Annotated in this window: 12 protein-coding genes and 1 pseudogene; 8 read left to right on the top strand and 5 right to left on the bottom strand. The window is 62.2% G+C overall.

The features are described 5' to 3' along the window. Positions 1 to 9: 9 nt before the first annotated feature. Complete coding sequence (gene tssB / locus J3P86_RS15900; RefSeq protein ID WP_030142659.1) at positions 10 to 570, bottom strand: type VI secretion system contractile sheath small subunit; 561 nt, start codon at positions 568 to 570, stop codon at positions 10 to 12. Positions 571 to 794: 224 nt separating this feature from the next. On the opposite strand from tssB, the gene J3P86_RS15895 reads away from it, so the two are divergent. From J3P86_RS15895 to tssA, 5 genes are read left to right on the top strand one after another with little or no spacing between them, the layout of a single operon-like run. After that, positions 795 to 1,253: a type VI secretion protein gene (locus J3P86_RS15895; protein ID WP_434630267.1), complete on the top strand. Its 459-nt coding sequence runs from the start codon at positions 795 to 797 to the stop codon at positions 1,251 to 1,253. Between the two features lie 50 nt (positions 1,254 to 1,303). Then, positions 1,304 to 2,635 (top strand): type VI secretion system baseplate subunit TssK, encoded by a 1,332-nt coding sequence (gene tssK, locus J3P86_RS15890; protein ID WP_434698392.1) that lies wholly within the window; start codon positions 1,304 to 1,306, stop codon positions 2,633 to 2,635. A gap of 18 nt (positions 2,636 to 2,653) precedes the next feature. Next, complete coding sequence (locus J3P86_RS15885; RefSeq protein ID WP_434630271.1) at positions 2,654 to 3,415, top strand: DotU family type IV/VI secretion system protein; 762 nt, start codon at positions 2,654 to 2,656, stop codon at positions 3,413 to 3,415. Continuing rightward, positions 3,412 to 7,236: a type VI secretion system protein gene (locus J3P86_RS15880; RefSeq protein WP_434698391.1), complete on the top strand. Its 3,825-nt coding sequence runs from the start codon at positions 3,412 to 3,414 to the stop codon at positions 7,234 to 7,236. The genes J3P86_RS15885 and J3P86_RS15880 overlap by 4 nt, the downstream gene beginning before the upstream one ends. Then, positions 7,233 to 8,315 carry a type VI secretion system protein TssA gene (gene tssA, locus J3P86_RS15875; RefSeq protein ID WP_434698390.1) on the top strand — a complete coding sequence of 361 codons (1,083 nt, stop codon included), beginning with the start codon at positions 7,233 to 7,235 and terminating at the stop codon, positions 8,313 to 8,315. Before J3P86_RS15880 ends, tssA begins: the two co-directional genes overlap by 4 nt. On the opposite strand, the pseudogene J3P86_RS15870 reads toward tssA, so the two are convergent. Then, positions 8,312 to 9,266: pseudogene (locus J3P86_RS15870) on the bottom strand (2-hydroxyacid dehydrogenase). The gene tssA and the pseudogene J3P86_RS15870 overlap by 4 nt on opposite strands. A gap of 374 nt (positions 9,267 to 9,640) precedes the next feature. Here J3P86_RS15870 and J3P86_RS15865 point away from each other — a divergent pair. Further along, a complete protein-coding gene (locus J3P86_RS15865; RefSeq protein WP_434698389.1) occupies positions 9,641 to 10,921 on the top strand; it encodes a serine/threonine transporter in 1,281 nt (426 codons plus the stop codon). Positions 10,922 to 11,183: 262 nt separating this feature from the next. On the opposite strand, the gene acnB is transcribed toward J3P86_RS15865, so the two are convergent. Next, a complete protein-coding gene (acnB, locus tag J3P86_RS15860; RefSeq protein ID WP_305501222.1) occupies positions 11,184 to 13,784 on the bottom strand; it encodes a bifunctional aconitate hydratase 2/2-methylisocitrate dehydratase in 2,601 nt (866 codons plus the stop codon). A gap of 407 nt (positions 13,785 to 14,191) precedes the next feature. On the opposite strand from acnB, the gene J3P86_RS15855 reads away from it, so the two are divergent. Then, positions 14,192 to 14,662: a DUF1289 domain-containing protein gene (locus J3P86_RS15855; RefSeq protein WP_434573568.1), complete on the top strand. Its 471-nt coding sequence runs from the start codon at positions 14,192 to 14,194 to the stop codon at positions 14,660 to 14,662. 73 nt (positions 14,663 to 14,735) lie between these two features. Here the strand turns inward: J3P86_RS15855 and J3P86_RS15850 are convergent, their stop codons facing one another. Next, the gene (locus tag J3P86_RS15850; RefSeq protein WP_434573569.1) at positions 14,736 to 15,599 is read right to left on the bottom strand and encodes a universal stress protein; all 864 of its coding nucleotides are present in this window, start codon (positions 15,597 to 15,599) and stop codon (positions 14,736 to 14,738) included. A gap of 159 nt (positions 15,600 to 15,758) precedes the next feature. Between J3P86_RS15850 and J3P86_RS15845 the strand changes: the two genes are divergently transcribed. Continuing rightward, positions 15,759 to 16,364: a tRNA-(ms[2]io[6]A)-hydroxylase gene (locus J3P86_RS15845; protein ID WP_434630281.1), complete on the top strand. Its 606-nt coding sequence runs from the start codon at positions 15,759 to 15,761 to the stop codon at positions 16,362 to 16,364. 139 nt (positions 16,365 to 16,503) lie between these two features. Here the strand turns inward: J3P86_RS15845 and J3P86_RS15840 are convergent, their stop codons facing one another. Next, entirely contained in the window at positions 16,504 to 16,992 is a 489-nt protein-coding gene (locus J3P86_RS15840; RefSeq protein WP_434698388.1) for a GFA family protein, read from the bottom strand. Between the last annotated feature and the right edge of the window lie 3 nt (positions 16,993 to 16,995).

The raw sequence follows: 16,995 nt of genomic DNA, 5'->3' as shown, positions 1-16,995 counted from the left end.
GGCGCGCGATCAGGCCTGTGGTTCGGCCGGGGCAGGGTCATCGTTGGCGGCTACGGTGGGCAGTTCTTGCGTCGCGTCCTGGGGCCGGGCCGACTTGATCTCCTGCAGGCCTTCGGTGTTGGCGATCACGTCACGCAGCAGCTTGTCCAGGTCATCGTTGCCGTCGAGCTTGGTCAACAGGTCCCGCAGGCGCTGCCGGGCTTCGAACAAGCGGCGCAGCGGCGTGACCTGCTCGACGACCTTTACCGGGTCGAAATCGTCGATGTGCCGGAAGTTGAGTTCGATATTGAGCTTGCTGTCGTCGCCGCTGAGGGTGTTGTTCACCTGCAGCGTGGCGCGGGGGGAGATGGAGGCGAGCACCTCGTTGAAATTATCCCGATCGATCTCGGTGAAGCGCCGCTCGTTGAGCTTGGGCAGCGGCTCCAGTGGCTTGCCCGAGAGGTCGGCCAGAATGCCGACGACCAGTGGCAGTTCTTTTTTCTCGATGGCGTTGCCGATTTCCACGTCATAGGTGATCTGGACGCGGGGAGGACGGACTCTGTCGAGCTTGTGCTGGGTACTTTCTGCCATGGTGGCCGACTCCGATGCAGGTGTGGAAGCAATGCATCGGGAGTCCCGCTCATCGCATTCCCTTGCTGATCCGCAGGTTGCAAATGGACGGCAGAAAACCTGTCATTCCCTTGACGAACCTGGTCCATTCGACTGTGTGGGTCGAACTATCCAAGACGCTAGAACAGGTCTATAAAAAAGCAAGCAAAAACAATTTTTGACCGCTGAGAAAAGGAAGATTCATTTTGCGTGCGTTTTTTCATGGATTTTTTTTCAGCCTGGCGCTCAGCGGGTGCTCGTTGTTTGCCCCCAGCGTCGACCTCGACAGCCTGACCCTGGACGTCGCGCCCCGGGCCAACGACGACACGCCGATCGCCGTGGATTTCATTGCGGTAAACGACCCGGACCTGCTCAAGCAACTCTCGGGCATCACCGCTAGCCAGTGGTTTGCCGAGCGCGAACAGTTCCAGCGCGACTATCGTCAGCTCATGTCGGTGTGGGGGCTGGAGCTGGTCCCGGGGCAATTCATCGACCGCCAACCCTTCCCGCTGGAGGGCCGGCGCGCCGCTGGACTTTTGGTCTTCGCCAGCTATAACACTCCGGGAGCCCACCGGCTTCGGCTGGACGATCAGCACGAGGCCTGGCTGAAGTTCGAAAGTCGCGAGATGACCCTCGTGAATGATGATCGGCACAAGCAGCCTTGAGTGACCGCGGGCCGCCTCGCGCGGCAATTTGGGATGTCGAAGGGAGTCGTATGAGCCTGTTACCTGACGCGGTGTGCTGGCACGAGGGCATGCAACTGTTGCCCCAGCATTTTCAGTTGCAAGGACTGCGCGCCGAGGCCCTCGCCGCGCATTTTGCCGGGGCTTGCAACCCTTGGTTCTGGGGCGTCAGCCAGTTGGAAGTCGATCCTTCGGCCCTGAGTGCCGGCCAGGTACGCCTGTTGCAATTGCAAGGCACCTTGCCGGACGGCTTGCCGGTCAATCTGCTGGCCGGTGTCGGGCCAGCCCTGGAACTGGACGTCAGCGAGGCGATCGACAAGACCGACGACGCCACCGTGACCGTGTACCTGGCGGTCAGCCCGCTGTGGCGTGCCGGGCAGTTGCTGCCGCTCAAGGGACGTTTGCAATCGGTGGTCGGCGAGGCTTTGCCAGACCTCACCAGCGGCGAGTTTCCCGAGTCGATCACCGTCTGGCGACCCAACCCGAGGTTGTGCACGCAATTGAGCAAGGCTGATTCGATCTGCTTGCCATTGCTGCGCATCCGCAAGGAAGGCGGCGGTTTCTGGCGCGTGCCGTATACGCCGCCAACGCCGATCCTGCTGCCGGAGTCGGCCCTTGGTCGGCGGGTGGCCGGGGTGTGCGCGAGGGCCAGGGAAAAGTGCATGTTTCTCGCCGGTCGCTTGCGTCAGGCCCAGGCGGCTGGCAACCAGGACGATGCCATGGAGATCCGTCGGCAATTGACGGCCCTGTGGGCGCGCTTGCCGGAACTTGAAGGGATGCTGAATACCCGGGTGGCGACGCCCCAGGCGCTCTACGGTTTGCTGCTGGGGCTGGCCGGGAGCTGGTCGGCGCTGGACCCGTTGGCGGGCGTCCCGGCTTTTGCGCCGTTGGATTTTCTCGAGTTGCAGCGCGGCTACGAGCCGCTGCTCGACTGGCTGGAAACCACCCTGGAATTGGTCCGCGCCGGCTACCGCAGCCTGGCATTCGAGCGCAACGAGCAGGTCTTCTCGATCCAGTTGCCTGACGACCAGCCCAATCAACGCCTGGTGATCGGTTTGCGCATGCCCAACGGCGCCGGCGAACAAGCGGCGGCCGAATGGTTGCGCGGCGCGATCATCGCGTCGGCGCCCCACATTGCGCTGCTGAGCCGCCAGCGCATGAGTGGTTTGCCGCACCAGGCCATGAGCCGCAACGAGCAGGTGGCCTACAGCGTCGGTGACGACACCCGTTTGTTTGTGGTGGCCGCGAGCGGGCAATGGTTCGACGGGCAATTGCCGCTGCACATCGTGGCGCCGGCCTCAGCCCAGGCCAGCAGCCCGTGGCAAGTGGTGTTGTTCGTGGCGCAAGCCAGTGAAAATGCCTGATCGCAAAAGGGGAGTCGTATGCCTGACGGAAGTGGCGGGGTGGTTCGGAGTCTGCACGAGGCGCCGCTGAGCAGTGCGTTTCGTCAAGCCTGGTTGAAGTGGTCCCAGGAATGGCAAGACTTGCCCAAGGACAGCGACCCTGCGGTGCTGGTCAATCGGGTCGTGGAGTTTTCCGGTCGCGGCGCCCAGCGTCTCTGGCGGGTGGCCTATGCCACCGTCGGCGATGCCGCTTCCGAGCAGGTCAAGGCGCTGGTCTATGCATTCGTCGCGCTGGTGGACGAGACCTTGCTGTTCAGCACCTGGCCCGGCCAACTGGCTTGGCAGCAGCATCCCCTGGAGTCACGCATGTACGCCAGCCGCCAGGCCGGCGAGCGCTTGCCCGCGGCGATCAAGAAACTGCTGGATGAGCAGATGCCGGGCACTCGGGACCTGGCGAATGTCTACCTGCAATGCCTGATCCTGGGATTCCAAGGGCGCTTGCGCGGCGAGCCTGGCCAGATCCAGCACGAAAAATGGCGCGTGGCGTTGTTCACCTTTGCCTGGCAGCACGAACCCGATTACGTCGACGTCAGCCAGCGCCTGGCGATGTCTGCGGCGGCGACGCCCGCGCGTATGCCCGCGCAGCAATCCTTGCCGGACGGCTTTCGCCTGGGGTTGGCGATCGTGGCGATGGTGCTGTTGTTGACTGGCCTGGGGCAGGTCTTCTGGCGTGACATCCGCCTGGAGCTCGAACCGGTGTTGCAATTGAACGAGTCGTCAGTCCAGGAGCAGGATTCATGAACACCCTGAGCATCGTCGCCTTGGTGCTGCTCGCCATTGTCGTGGTGCTGGTGATCGCGGCAGCGGTCTGGTGGTTGCGAACCCAGGGCGGCGCGGCGGTTCGCAATTTCTACGGGGCGGTGCGCCAGATGGAGCAGGAGCAGGGCACCCGCGACCGCTATCAGACGCCTTGGCTGATGATGCTCGGCAACGAAACCGACGGCGCCCAGCTGTGCAGCCAATGGCGTTTGCAACCCACGGACAAGGCGGGCTGGTTCGGGCGCTGGTTTTGCGATGCCGAAGGCGCCGTACTGGTAGTGCCCCAGGCGTTGTTCCTGCCCGATGAAGGCATGAACCGGCAACGGGGCAACTGGTGGCGACTGCTGGGCCTGCTGTTGCGGCTGCGCAGCAAGCGGCCATTGGACGGGGTGATCTGGACAGTACCGTTCAGCAAGTTCGATGACATCGAGCACACCACTGAGCTGAGCCTCAAGGTCCGACGGGTTTTTATCGATTTGCTGCAACGGTTTGGCCTGAGCCTGCCGGTTTACGTGGTGATAACCGGGATGGAAGAGTTGCCCGGGTTCCAGGAATTGGTCAGCGCGCTGCCTGCCAAGGCGCGGGACTCGATGCTGGGTTGGTCGTCGCCTTATTTGCCGGATGCGGCGTGGCAGTCGCACTGGAGTGACCAGGCGCTGGATGAGATCAACGCCGCGCTGGCGCAATCGATCATCGAGATCGGTGCGTTGTCGGGACAGCTGAGCACCGATCTTTATGGCCTGCCGGAACGCTTCGAAGGCTTGCGACGAACCTTGCAGATCTTGTTGGAGCCGGTATTCCAGGGCAACGCCCAAGGCGAAGCGCCGCGATTTCGCGGCGTGTACTTCACCGCCAGTCAGGCACCGGCCGTCAGCGGCGACAGTTTGGCCGCCCATCACAATGGCCAGCGGCAAACGGTGTTTGCCCGGCAATTGTGGTCGCGACGTCTTATGGCCGAACGCGGCCTGGCCCAGCCGGTGCCTCGCTTGCTGCGCGTGCGCCAACGCGGTCATCGGCTGGCCGGCGCGGTGGCGTTGGTGGTGGGCCTGGTCTGGTTGGGAGGCATGGTCTGGGTCTGGCGCGATTCGGTGGAAAACGCCGAGGGACTGTCGCGGTTGGTCCTCAGTGCCCACAAGAACCACATTGTCATTGACCCGGACCAGCCGCAACTGGAGCCGACCCGGCATAACGTGCAGAACTACTGGAACGTCTTGGAGAAAGCCCCGCGCTGGCGTTATGTCTCGGTCGTCTTCCCCACCTCCTGGTTTTCCTCCGTGGACACGCAGCTGGAGGATGGCTTGCGCCTGACCGCCCGGCACCATTGGATACTACCGCTGCGAGACTTGCTCGATTCCGACCTGGAACAGCTCAAGTCCATCCGCAACACCGAGCGCCGGGGCAACGTCGAGAACGACGATCCGGCGCAGTGGCAAAGCTACCTGAAGGCCAAGGCGCTGGTGGATCTGGCGGCACGCCTCGAGCAGCACAACCAGATGTTCAGCCAAGTGGTGAACGACCCCAAGGCGCCACTGGACGAACTGGTGCAGTTGAGCAACGCCGCGTTGTCCTTGGGCCTGAACACCGGGACTTTGAGTCGCCCACAGTTTTACAACCGGGTCCTGTTCGATGCGCGAAACAGTGATTTGCAAGGGCTGGACCTGAACGCCGCGCGCCCTGTGATTACCGATAATTTCACCGGCCTGATGCAACGCTGGCTGGACCATTACTTCCTGGCGGACAACTTCGTTCGCCAGGCCGGTTATCTCAAGTTGCACCTGCAAGGACTGGAGGCAGGCAGCGGCAACTCCTTGAGTGAGCTGGAAGACCTGATGGCGCTGATCGATGACCTGCAGACGCTGGTCAGCCTGACTAACTCCGCCTGGGGGCGGGGCAAGGGCCAGGACCTCGTGCCTGGCTACACCCAGATGCTGGACAAGGTCAGCCACAGCACTTTGCTTGGCCCGGATATCACACAGGACTTGGAGAGCCAGGCGGCGAAGTTGCAGCAAAGTTTTCGCGACCAGTGGATCGTCCAGAGTGGTTCCCGGGACAATCTGCTGGTGCAGCAGGGCAGTGGCTTGCTGGTGTTGCAGGACCATGTCACGGCGTTGGACGGCGCGGTGCAAGCGCTGTTCAAACGGGATTTCGTGGCGCTGGCGATGCAGAAGGATCCGTCGCCCGGCAATCCGGATTCAATAGGCCAGGGCGGTGGCAGTGATGATTTCAGCGTCGCCCTGAATTATTTCGCCAGCTACAAGAGCTATGCCAGCGAAGAGCTGTCGCGGATCCCGCCGGATTACCGTGACGCGCTGATGCAGGCCGCCGAAAACGCCGCGGCACGGGCCATGTGGTTGAGCCTGGATGAAAGCGACGAGCCGTCGCCGGGCCTGGGCTTCAACGTACAGACCGCCCAAGCCGTGGCGCTGCAGAAAGCCTTCATGGTCGTGCACCGGGGCGACCTGGCGATACGTTTCCAGCGCCTGCTCAATCGCCGGGCATTGGCGCAGATCAACAATGGCCTGGCCGAAATCGATGCCCAGCCGTTATTCAGCCAGCGCGCCGATATCGAGCGTTGGGACGGTTCGAAGAACTTCGGCTTGCAGCTGTATGGCGCCAACGATCCACAGGAACTGAAGCTGAACCTGAACCAGCAATTCAGTGCCATGCTGCAGATCGCCGAACAGCGCATGCCTGCCCTGGAATGGCTGATCGTCCAGCAGGACGACCTGTCCGCCCTGGAGCATGACCAGGTGGCGCGGTTCATGGCCCTCAACGACGAACTGCTCAAGTACAAGAATCAGAACCCGGCCAGTTCGGCTGCCCAGTTGGAGCAATTGGTAAGTCGGGATTTCAATGCGATGGACACCGCGTCCTGCGCGCAGATCTTGCAGACCTCCAGCCTGTCCGGTGGGCGCGGCGACCTGGCTCGGCGCACCGTCGCATTGCAGCAGGGGGCGCTGCAGCGTTGCCTGTACCTGCAACAGAACCAGGCGGCAATGGCCTGGAATGACCTGGCCAATTATTTCAACCAGTACCTGGCGGGACGCTTCCCGTTTTCCCAGGACGTGCGGGCCAGTGATGCCGACCCGGCACGGGTCCGGCACCTGTTGGAATTGATCGAGACACGCGTGCCCCTGGCCCAGGCCGGGCTGACGCTGAGCCAGACGCCGGAGCGGTTGGCGGCCGAGGATTTCCTCAACCGCTTGAAGCAGGCCGGTGTCTGGCTCGGGCCGCTGTTCGTGCGGGACAAGAGCGGCATCCTGGGCGTGGAGATGGACGTGCGCTGGCGCACCGACCGCGAGGAAGAGCGCGGCGCCGACCAGGTCATCGCCTGGAGCCTGGACGCCGGCAACCAGCAGATCAACTACCCCGGTGAGGGCCAGCAGAACCTGCGCTGGATGGTCGGCCAGCCCGTGCGCCTGACCTTGCGTTGGGCCCGCAACGGCTACCAGCGCCCGGCCAACGATCCGTTGCAACCGAACCTGGTGGTGCGCGACCTCGAAGCCGGCTGGGAATACCAAGGGCCATGGTCGTTGCTGCGCCTGATGCGTTCGCTGGGCTCGGCCCAACGCCAGCCGAATGTCGACTACACCGATTTTCCCCTGGCCCTGCAACTGCCGGTGACCGCCCAGACCCAAGCCCGCACGGCGCAACAGACCTTGATGTTCGTGCGCCTGTCGTTGATGAGCCAGGGTTCCAAATTGCCGCTGTCGATCCCGCCGCTGCCGACACAGGCGCCGCGGTCACCTTTCCTCGCGCCTGCGTCGAGGCCTGCCATTGCCACCCGTGAGGAGGGCCTGTGAGTTTGCCGATAACACCGTTGCCCGAATTGGTCAGCCAACTGCTCGAACCGATCAGCGCCGAGTCGCCCTGTGGTCAGGATCTGCGTTACGAAACGGAGTACGACCAGCTACGCGAATTGCGTCGGGAAGACGACACCAGCCTGCCCACCGGCGTGTGGCAGTCCTCCATCAAGCGCGCGCTTTGGCCGGACCTGGAGCGGCTCGCGACCACGTTGCTGCTTGAGCGCAGCAAGGACCTGATGGTCAGCGCCTGGCTGGGGGAGGCCTGGCTGCACCTGGCCGGGCTGGAAGGTTTGCCCGGCAGCCTGGCACTGGTGGCGGGGCTGTGCGAGCGCTATCCGGAACATCTGCACCCCCTTGCCGAGGATGGCGATCAATCGTGGCGGGTGATTCCGCTGGAATGGCTGGCCCGTCGCTACAGCGAAGTGCTGCTGACGCGGGTGCCGTTGCTTGATGGCCGTGACCCAGCCTTCGCGGGTTTCAGCCTGGACGATTGGCAGCGCCTGCAGCGCCAGCAAGTGCTGGGCAACGACAGCAAGAACGCCAAGGCCTCGGCGGAGGCGGCGCGCAACGAACAAAAGAAACTCAGCGAACTGATTCGCAACACCCCGTTGTCCTTCTGGTTGCACCGCCAGGGCAGCCTGATGTTAAGCCTGCAACACTTGCAACGGCTCGAAGCCTGGAGCGACGCCTACCTGGGTCATCTGGCGCCGGGCTACAAATCCTTGCAGGACGTGATGCAAGCCATGTTGGCATTGGTAGAGGAGTTCATCGCGATGCATCCACAGCAACCCGCCGTCGTGCCCGCGCAGACGCCCAAGGTGACAACGACGCCGACCTCCCAGCCGACGGCGGCACCTGCCCAGGACTTCCAGGAACCGGCCAATCGTGAAGAGGCGTATCGACAGCTGCTGGTCATCGCTGGTTACCTGGCGCGCACCGAGCCCCACAGTCCCGTGCCTTATCTGATCCGGCGCGGTGTGGAGTGGGGCAACAAGCCGCTGAGCGAGCTGCTGGGAGAACTGATCAGTGCCGATGCCGAGTCCCGACGGCTGTGGACGTTACTCGGGGTCCTCTAATGCTGCGCGTCGGGTAGCTCCACTGGCGTCAGCACCGGTTTGCCGGAAAAAAAACGCGTTCAGGTTATCGCCGACCAACTCCACCATGGCGCGTGTCGCTTCCGGCGACAGGCCAGCCACGTGAGGTGTCAGCACGACGTTGGACAAATGCTTCAGGGCGTCGGGTACTTCGGGTTCATGGTCGAATACATCCAGCGCAGCCCCGGCAATTCGCCGATGTTCGAGGGCGTAGATGAGCTCGGTCGTGGCGACCACGCTGCCCCGGGCAATGTTGACCAGGAATCCGTTGGGACCCAGGGCGTCGAGGGCTTGCTTGTTTATCAACTGGCGGGTGTCCAGCCCTCCGGGCGTGGCGATAATCAGAAAATCCGAGACCCGGGCCAGTTCGGTGGGCGTTGCGCAGAAGGCGTAGGGCACGTCGCTGCGTACGCGGCGATTGTGGTAGCTGATGTTCATGTCGAAACCGAGGGCGGCCCGCTTGGCAATCGCCATGCCCACGGCGCCGAGTCCCAGCACGCCCAAGTGCTTGCCAGCGAGGGAAGGGCGCGTGCTTCGCGGCCATTCGCCCCGGCGCAGGGCTGCGTCGGATCGAGGCACATCGCGCACCAAGGCCAATAACAGCGCCATGGCATGGTCGGCCACCGATGAAGCGTTGACCCCGGCACCGTTGGTGACAACGATGCCTCGGTCGCTGGCGGCTTGCAGGTCCACTTGTTCATAACCGGCGCCGATCACGCAGATGATCTTCAGGTTGGGCAGGGCGGCCATTTCCTCGGCAGTCAAGCCCAAGGGGCCGCGGGTCAACACCGCGCTGAACCGTTCACCGTGTTCGAAAACCGCTGCCTTGCGTTCGGCGGGCGTGGGCGCGAGTTCCAGGTGATAGCCCTGGCGTTCGAGAATCGGCAAGTATTCGTTGACGGTTTCAACCAGTACCAGAACGGTTGCGGTCATGCTGTGCTCCTGTGGGCGCGGGCGATTTTGATATTCAACCTGATTGTAGGGGCCGCAGGGAGGTGTAGCTTGGGCTTTTTGTATTTCATTTTCGGACCCTTGTGGGAGCGAGCTTGCTCGCGATGGCGATGGCACGTCCAATATGAATGTCGACTGACCCACCGCCATCGCGAGCAAGCTCGCTCCCACAGGAATGCAGGTCAATGTTCAGTGCAATGACCCTGCTCCGGATAACCATTCCTCAGCTAAGTCTTTGCTTCTGTTCATGAATCCCGGACAATCGCGCCCCTGTTTCGGCCAGGGGCGCTGCCTGTCGGATTTTTCCGACTCGTCCCGGCCGGGTGCATATGACCGGAATGCGGAGATCCGACCGGATGAATGATCAGGCCAACAGCGTTGAAGAGCGCTTTGAAACGACAGCCCCCGCCACCCTCGGCGAATGGAGCCGCCATGACACGACCTGGATGCTGGGCCTGTTTGGCACCGCCATCGGTGCCGGCACATTGTTCCTGCCGATCAATGCCGGCCTCGGTGGTTTCTGGCCGCTGCTGATCCTGGCTGTGCTGGCGTTTCCCATGACCTTCTACGCCCATCGTGGACTGACCCGCTTCGTGTTGTCCGGCCGCGACGGCGCGGACATCACCGAGGTCGTGGAAGAGCATTTCGGTATCAAGGCCGGCGCGTTGATCACGCTGTTGTACTTCTTCGCCATTTTCCCGATCCTGCTGATCTACAGCGTGGCGTTGACCAATACGGTGGGCAGTTTCCTGGAGCATCAGGTGCAGATCCAGCCGCCGCCCCGGGCCGTGTTGTCACTGGTGCTGATCCTCGGTCTGCTGGCAGTGGTGCGCTGCGGCGAACAAGCGATCGTCAAGGCCATGAGCCTGATGGTCTACCCGTTCATCGTGGCGCTGCTGTTCCTGGCGGTGTTCCTGATCCCGCACTGGAACGGCGGCATCCTCACCACGGCGTCCACGGTGCCTGAACCTTCGGCCCTGCTGCACACCTTGTGGCTGGCGATTCCGGTGATGGTCTTCTCGTTCAACCATTCGCCGATCATCTCGGCATTCGCGGTGGACCAGAAGCGTCGCTACGGTGCCAACGCCGAGGAACGCAGTGCACAGATCCTGTCGCGTGCCCATGTGCTGATGGTGGTGATGGTGCTGTTCTTCGTGTTCAGTTGCGTGCTGACCTTGTCCCCGGCGCAACTGGCCGAGGCCAAGGCGCAGAACCTGTCGATCCTGTCGTACCTGGCGAACCATTTCAGCAACCCGACCATCGCCTTCGCGGCACCGTTGATTGCCTTCGTGGCGATCTCCAAGTCGTTCCTGGGGCACTACATCGGCGCCAGCGAGGGCCTCAAGGGCCTGGTCGTCAAGAGCGGCCGCCGCCCGGCACCCAATACCCTCGATCGGCTGACCGCAGCGTTCATGTTGGTGGTGTGCTGGATTGTCGCCACCCTCAATCCGAGCATCCTTGGCATGATCGAAACCCTGGGCGGCCCGGTCATCGCGGCCATCCCGTTCCTGATGCCGATGTACGCCATCCGCAAAGTCCCGGCCATGGCCCGCTATCGTGGCCAGGCGTCGAATGTCTTTGTGGTGTCGGTGGGCTTGGTGGCGATCACTGCGTTGGTCTATTCCCTCATGGCCTGACCTGCGTTTATGTGGGAGCGAGCCTGCTCGCGAAAGCGGTGGTTCAGTCGGTAGGGATGTTGGCTGTGCCGCCGCCTTCGCGAGCAGGCTCGCTCCCACATGGGTTCCGGGTTGTCTGCCAAAATTGCAGCGGCCACAAAAATCCCTGTGGGAGCGAGCCTGCTCGCGAAAGCGGTCCGCCAGCTTGCATCAAGATCCCAGGCATAAAAAAAACGCCGCCCCTCGCAAGAAGGGCGGCGTTTTTTGTCGGGCGTTTTAAGCTTTACGCTTGAACGACCGGGATGTTGGCGTTGGCAGCCGCTTCACGGAACTCGGCGATCTGGTCGAAGCTCAGGTAGCGGTATACGTCCGCTGCCATGCTGTCGATCTTGCCGGCGTATTCCATGTACTCCTCGACGGTCGGCAGGCGACCCAGGATCGACGCCACGGATGCCAGCTCAGCCGAAGCCAGGTAGACATTCGCGCCGTCACCCAGACGGTTCGGGAAGTTACGGGTCGAAGTGGAGACCACGGTGGAGTTCGGTTCCACGCGTGCCTGGTTACCCATGCACAGCGAGCAGCCCGGCATTTCCATCCGTGCACCGGCCTTGCCGTAGATGCCGTAGTAGCCTTCTTCGGTGAGCTGGTGAGCGTCCATCTTGGTCGGCGGCGACAGCCACAGACGGGTTGGCAGCTGACCCTTGACCTGATCGAGCAACTTGCCGGCAGCGCGGAAGTGACCGATGTTGGTCATGCAGGAACCGATGAACACTTCGTCGATCTTCTCGCCAGCAACGCTGGAAAGCAGGCGGGCGTCGTCCGGGTCGTTCGGCGCGCAGAGCACAGGCTCCTTGACGTCGGCCAGGTCGATTTCGATGATTTCCGCGTACTCGGCGTCCTTGTCGGCTTCCAGCAGTTCCGGGTTGGCCAGCCAGGCTTCCATCGCCTGGGCACGACGCTCCAGGGTGCGGGCATCGCCGTAGCCTTCGCCGATCATCCAGCGCAGCAGGGTGATGTTCGACTTCAGGTACTCGGCAATCGATTCCTTGGACAGCTTGATGGTGCAACCTGCGGCCGAACGTTCTGCCGAGGCATCGGACAGTTCGAAAGCCTGCTCGACGGTCAGGGTTTCCAGGCCTTCGATTTCCAGGATGCGGCCGGAGAAGGCGTTTTTCTTGCCTTTCTTCTCGACAGTCAACAAGCCTTTCTGGATCGCGTAGTAAGGGATCGCATGGACCAGGTCACGCAGGGTGACGCCCGGTTGCAGCTTGCCCTTGAAACGCACCAGGATCGACTCGGGCATGTCCAGCGGCATCACGCCGGTGGCGGCGGCGAAGGCGACCAGGCCGGAACCGGCCGGGAACGAGATGCCGATCGGGAAACGGGTGTGGGAGTCACCACCGGTGCCGACGGTGTCCGGCAGCAGCATGCGGTTCAGCCAGCTGTGGATGATGCCGTCGCCCGGACGCAGGGACACGCCGCCACGGGTCATGATGAAGTCTGGCAGGGTGTGGTGGGTGGTCACGTCGATCGGCTTCGGATACGCCGCGGTGTGGCAGAAGGACTGCATCACCAGGTCGGTCGAGAAGCCCAGGCACGCCAGGTCTTTCAGTTCGTCACGGGTCATCGGACCGGTGGTGTCCTGGGAGCCGACGGTGGTCATCTTCGGCTCGCAGTAGGTGCCCGGGCGAACGCCGGTCACGCCGCAAGCCTTGCCGACCATTTTCTGCGCCAGGGTGAAGCCCTTGGTGCTTTCGGCCGGCGCTTCAGGCTTCTTGAACAGGTCCGAAGGCGGCAGGCCCAGCTCGGCGCGGGCTTTTTCGGTCAGGCCACGGCCGATGATCAGCGGAATACGACCGCCGGCACGGACTTCGTCAAGCAGGACCGGGGTCTTCATTTCGAAGGTGGTCAGGACTTCATCGGTGCCGTGCTTGCAGACTTTGCCGGCATGCGGGTACAGGTCGATCACGTCGCCCATGTGCATGTTCGACACATCGAATTCGATCGGCAGGGCGCCGGCGTCTTCCATGGTGTTGTAGAAAATCGGCGCGATCTTGCTGCCGAAGCAGAAACCACCGGCGCGCTTGTTCGGCACATACGGGACGTCGTCGCCGAAGAACCACAGCACCGAGTTGGTGGCGGATTTACGCGAGGAGCCGGTACCGACCACGTCACCGACGTAGGCGATCGGGAAACCTTGGCCACGCATCTCTTCGATCTGCTTCATCGGGCCGGTCTTGCCTTGCTCATCGGGCACGATGCCGTCGCGAGCCATTTTCAGCATGGCCAGGGCGTGCAGCGGGATGTCCGGGCGGGACCAGGCGTCAGGGGCAGGGGACAGGTCGTCGGTGTTGGTTTCGCCGGTGACCTTGAAGACCCGCAGGCTGATCTTGTCGGCCAGCACCGGGCGGTTCTTGAACCACTCGCCGTCGGCCCAGGATTGCAGTACGGCCTTGGCGTGGACGTTGCCGTTCTTGGCTTTTTCCGCCACATCGTGGAAGGCATCGAACATCAGCAGCGTGTGCTTGAGTTCTTCGGCGGCGACCGGGGCCAGTTCGGCGTCGTCCAGCAGGTCTACCAGGGTCACGATGTTGTAGCCGCCCTGCATGGTGCCGAGCAGTTCTACAGCGCGCTTCTTGTCGATCAGAGGGGATTGGGCTTCGCCCTTGGCCAGGGCGGACAGGAAACCGGCCTTGACGTAGGCGGCTTCGTCGACTCCAGGCGGAACGCGATTGGTGATCAGGTCAACGAGGAAAGCTTCTTCGCCAGCCGGGGGATTCTTCAGCAGCTCGATCAGGCCTGCGGTTTGTTCGGCGTTAAGCGGCTGGGGAACGATACCCAGTGCTGCGCGCTCTTCGATATGTTTGCGGTAGGCTTCAAGCACAGTTATTACCCTCATCAGTGGTCCCAAATGGGTGTCCGGGACGCTCATCCAGAAACTCACGGCACTCATGCGCGTCAGGGGGCTTTTTGGGCCTCCACGCCAGAATTGCCGGAGTTCCTCACAGAAGCTGCTTTCAAAGTTTTACGCCTGCAGAACGGGAGCTGATGAGGGTTGGCGTTGGGCTTTCCCCGCTGGAAAGACCATTCGCCAACACCGCTCTGAAGGAACGACTGTGCTCGTGACGCTTTGAAAACAGCTTCTAACGGACATTGGCGCCTTAAAAGGCTGGCTGATTCTACGGGAAAAAAAAATTAAAGGTAAGTTGAGCCTGGAAGTTTGAGGGGTGATCAATCTTAGACAAAGGGCTAACATGCCGGCCTGTCCTGTTTTTGCGTGTGCGTTGCCTTATGCCCAACCAGCTCATCAAGACCCCCTGCGTCGGCCTCTGTTCCACTGTCTACGGTGACCTGGTGTGCCGTGGCTGCAAGCGGTTCCACCATGAAGTGATTCACTGGAACGGCTACAACGAAGAGGAAAAGCGCGCGGTGTGGTTGCGGCTCGAGCAGCTGCTGGTGCAGGTGATGGTGGCCAAGCTGGAGGTTTTCGACCCGCAGCTGCTGCGCCAGCAACTGGAATCGCGCAAGATCCGCTTCGTGCCGCATCAGTCGGAATATTGCTGGGCCTATCAGTTGATCGCCCGGGGCGCACGGGTGATCAATAACCTGGAAGCGTACGGCATGGTGCTGCTGCCGGAATTTCGCGACTGGGAACTGCCCGACCTGCGCGATGCCATTGATCGGGAATTTTTCCTCCTGTCCGAAGCGCATTACCAGCGCTACATCGCGCCGGGGTTCTTGAAGGATGCGATTGGCGGCTGACAGGCCCTATGTGTGGCAAGTTGCTTTGTACCCAGTAGCTCCCTCGCCACAAGAGCTTGATCGCCCAAGGCTTTTATTCTTTTGCCGCCATCTCCACCAGATGATCCTCCACCTCCTGCGGCTTGAGCACCAGCACATCGCTTTCCAGCGTATCGAGCACGGCTTCGGCGGTGTTGCCGATCAGCACCCCTGACAAACCCGAGCGGGCCACGGTGCCGATCACGGTGACAGCGGCCTGGAGCTTGTGGGCCATGTATGGAATCAAGACATCCGCCGGGCCTTCCTGGATATGCAGGTGCTCGTCATCAATGTCGAATTCGGCCTGGAACGCCCGGCATTGCTCACGGTAGCGCGCCTCGATGGTTTCCTTGAGCTGGTAGGTCGGGTCGGCGGACGAGAGCATCGGCGACGGGTGGGCGCTGATGACATGCAGGTGCGCCTTGGCGAGGAGGGCGATGTCGTAGCCATGGTCGATAATCGTCGAGTGCAGGTGGCGGTGCTCGCCATCGGCATTGCCCACGTCGACCGCGGCCAGGATCACCCGGTCTTTCCAGGATCCCGATGTCTTGACCAGCAGCACCGGGGTCGGGCAATGGCGCAGCAGTTTCCAGTCGGCCGGGGTCAGCAGGGCTTTTTTCAAGGGGCTGTCGGGGAAGTGCTGCTTGATGACCAGGCCACAGCCTTCGGCCTGCTGCACGTCGATGATGGTTTCGTAGAGACTTTCGTTCCACGCCTGCTCGGTGGTCACGCTGTAGCCGTCGGCCGCCAGTGCGGCCTTCAGGACGCTGAGCATCCCGGCATGGTCATGGTGTTTGTCGCAGACCAGCAAGTGCAAATGGGCCTGGGTCACGCCGGCGATCAGTTTGGCGCGCTTGAGTGCCAGGCTTTCCGAATGTTCGGGTTCGATGACCACGAGGATGCTGCGAATGGCTTGCATGATCGGCGTCTCCAGCAATGAAAAGGCACGGCGTTGCTCAACTATAGTTGTTCTGGATGGCTCGTCGACTTGATGCATATCAACGCCGGTGGCTGGTGGTCTGGGGGCAGGCCGGTATAATCGGCGCCCTTCGCTCGACTACCTTTGCCCGTGAGTCTCATGATCCTTCCCGAAATCCACGAATTCCTCGGCTGCCGCACCCCCGATGTCTGGGTCCAGGCGGCGCTGGCCGACCAGGAAACGTTGCTGATCGACCACAAGAACTGTGAATTCAAGGCTGCCAGCACTGCCTTGAGCCTGATCGCCAAATATCACTCCCATGTCGACCTGATCAATATGATGTCGCGCCTGGCCCGGGAAGAACTGGTGCATCACGAGCAGGTCATGCGCCTGATGAAAAAACGCAAGGTCGCCCTGCGCCAGCTCTCCGCCGGGCGCTACGCTTCGGGCCTGCGTAAAGTGGTGCGCAGCCACGAACCGGTGAAACTGGTGGACACCCTGGTGGTCGGCGCTTTTATCGAAGCCCGCAGTTGTGAGCGCTTCGAGGCCCTGGTGCCGCATCTGGACGAGGAGCTGGGCAAGTTCTATTTCGGCCTGCTGAAAAGCGAGGCCCGACATTTTCAGGGTTACCTGAAACTGGCCTACCAGTATGGCGACGCCAAGGATATTGCCCAGGTCATTGAGAGGGTCCGCGAGGCGGAGCGCGAGTTGATCGAATCAGTGGACGTGGAGTTTCGGTTTCATAGTGGTGTGCCTGCGCTTTAGGAACCGTGGTGTTCATGACGGCGCCATCGCGAGCAAGCTCGCTCCCACATTGGACTCTCTTTGAACACAAATCCTGTCCATCCCGAATCCCCTGTGGGAGCGAGCTTGCTCGCGATAGGGCCCAAAGCCGCGCTGCATCTCAAAGGGTCAAACCCAGGCGTTCATGCCACTGGGCAATCGATTCTTCGGGATACACGTCGAACTGCTGGTCGCCCGAGCGCGCCTCGACCTCGACCCATGGCGCCTTGGAGCCCAGCATCAGATGGGTGCGTTCTGTCGGCACCGGCAGCGGCGTGTCGATGGCTGAGGCGAAAGGGTGGATCAATTCCGGCCATTCAGGGCTGAACAACCATAATCCCGAGCCGCACAGCGAGCAGAAATGCCGCTCGGCGCTGCTGCGATGGGCGCGTTTGTCGTCCTCGTCCTTGAGCCGCGCATGGTAGATCGAGATGTGCTTGCGACCCTGCACCTTCAGGCTCGTGGCGTCTCCCCCCAGGTTGATCGCAAAACCACCGCCGCCCTGGGTCTTGCGGCAGATCGAGCAGTAGCAACGTTGGTAAGGGTAGGGGTGACTGCTGTCCAGGCTGAACGACACGGCGCCGCAGTGGCAGGATCCTTCGAGGTGCATGGG

The organism is Pseudomonas sp. D1-1, from assembly GCF_051132225.1.
In the GTDB taxonomy this organism is placed as follows: Bacteria; Pseudomonadota; Gammaproteobacteria; order Pseudomonadales; family Pseudomonadaceae; genus Aquipseudomonas.
The sequence above is the reverse complement of the archived record's forward strand: the minus strand, read 5'-3'. Positions and strand labels throughout refer to the sequence as shown.

Bases quoted from the DNA above. Each gene is read 5' to 3' on its own strand.
- tssB (WP_030142659.1), bottom strand. From the start codon at position 570: ATGGCAGAAAGTACCCAGCACAAGCTCGACAGAGTCCGTCCTCCCCGC.
- tssK (WP_434698392.1), top strand. From the start codon at position 1,304: ATGAGCCTGTTACCTGACGCGGTGTGCTGGCACGAGGGCATGCAACTG.
- J3P86_RS15885 (WP_434630271.1), top strand. From the start codon at position 2,654: ATGCCTGACGGAAGTGGCGGGGTGGTTCGGAGTCTGCACGAGGCGCCG.
- J3P86_RS15880 (WP_434698391.1), top strand. From the start codon at position 3,412: ATGAACACCCTGAGCATCGTCGCCTTGGTGCTGCTCGCCATTGTCGTG.
- J3P86_RS15865 (WP_434698389.1), top strand. From the start codon at position 9,641: ATGAATGATCAGGCCAACAGCGTTGAAGAGCGCTTTGAAACGACAGCC.
- J3P86_RS15855 (WP_434573568.1), top strand. From the start codon at position 14,192: ATGCCCAACCAGCTCATCAAGACCCCCTGCGTCGGCCTCTGTTCCACT.
- J3P86_RS15850 (WP_434573569.1), bottom strand. From the start codon at position 15,599: ATGCAAGCCATTCGCAGCATCCTCGTGGTCATCGAACCCGAACATTCG.
- J3P86_RS15845 (WP_434630281.1), top strand. From the start codon at position 15,759: ATGATCCTTCCCGAAATCCACGAATTCCTCGGCTGCCGCACCCCCGAT.
- J3P86_RS15840 (WP_434698388.1), bottom strand. From the start codon at position 16,992: ATGCACCTCGAAGGATCCTGCCACTGCGGCGCCGTGTCGTTCAGCCTG.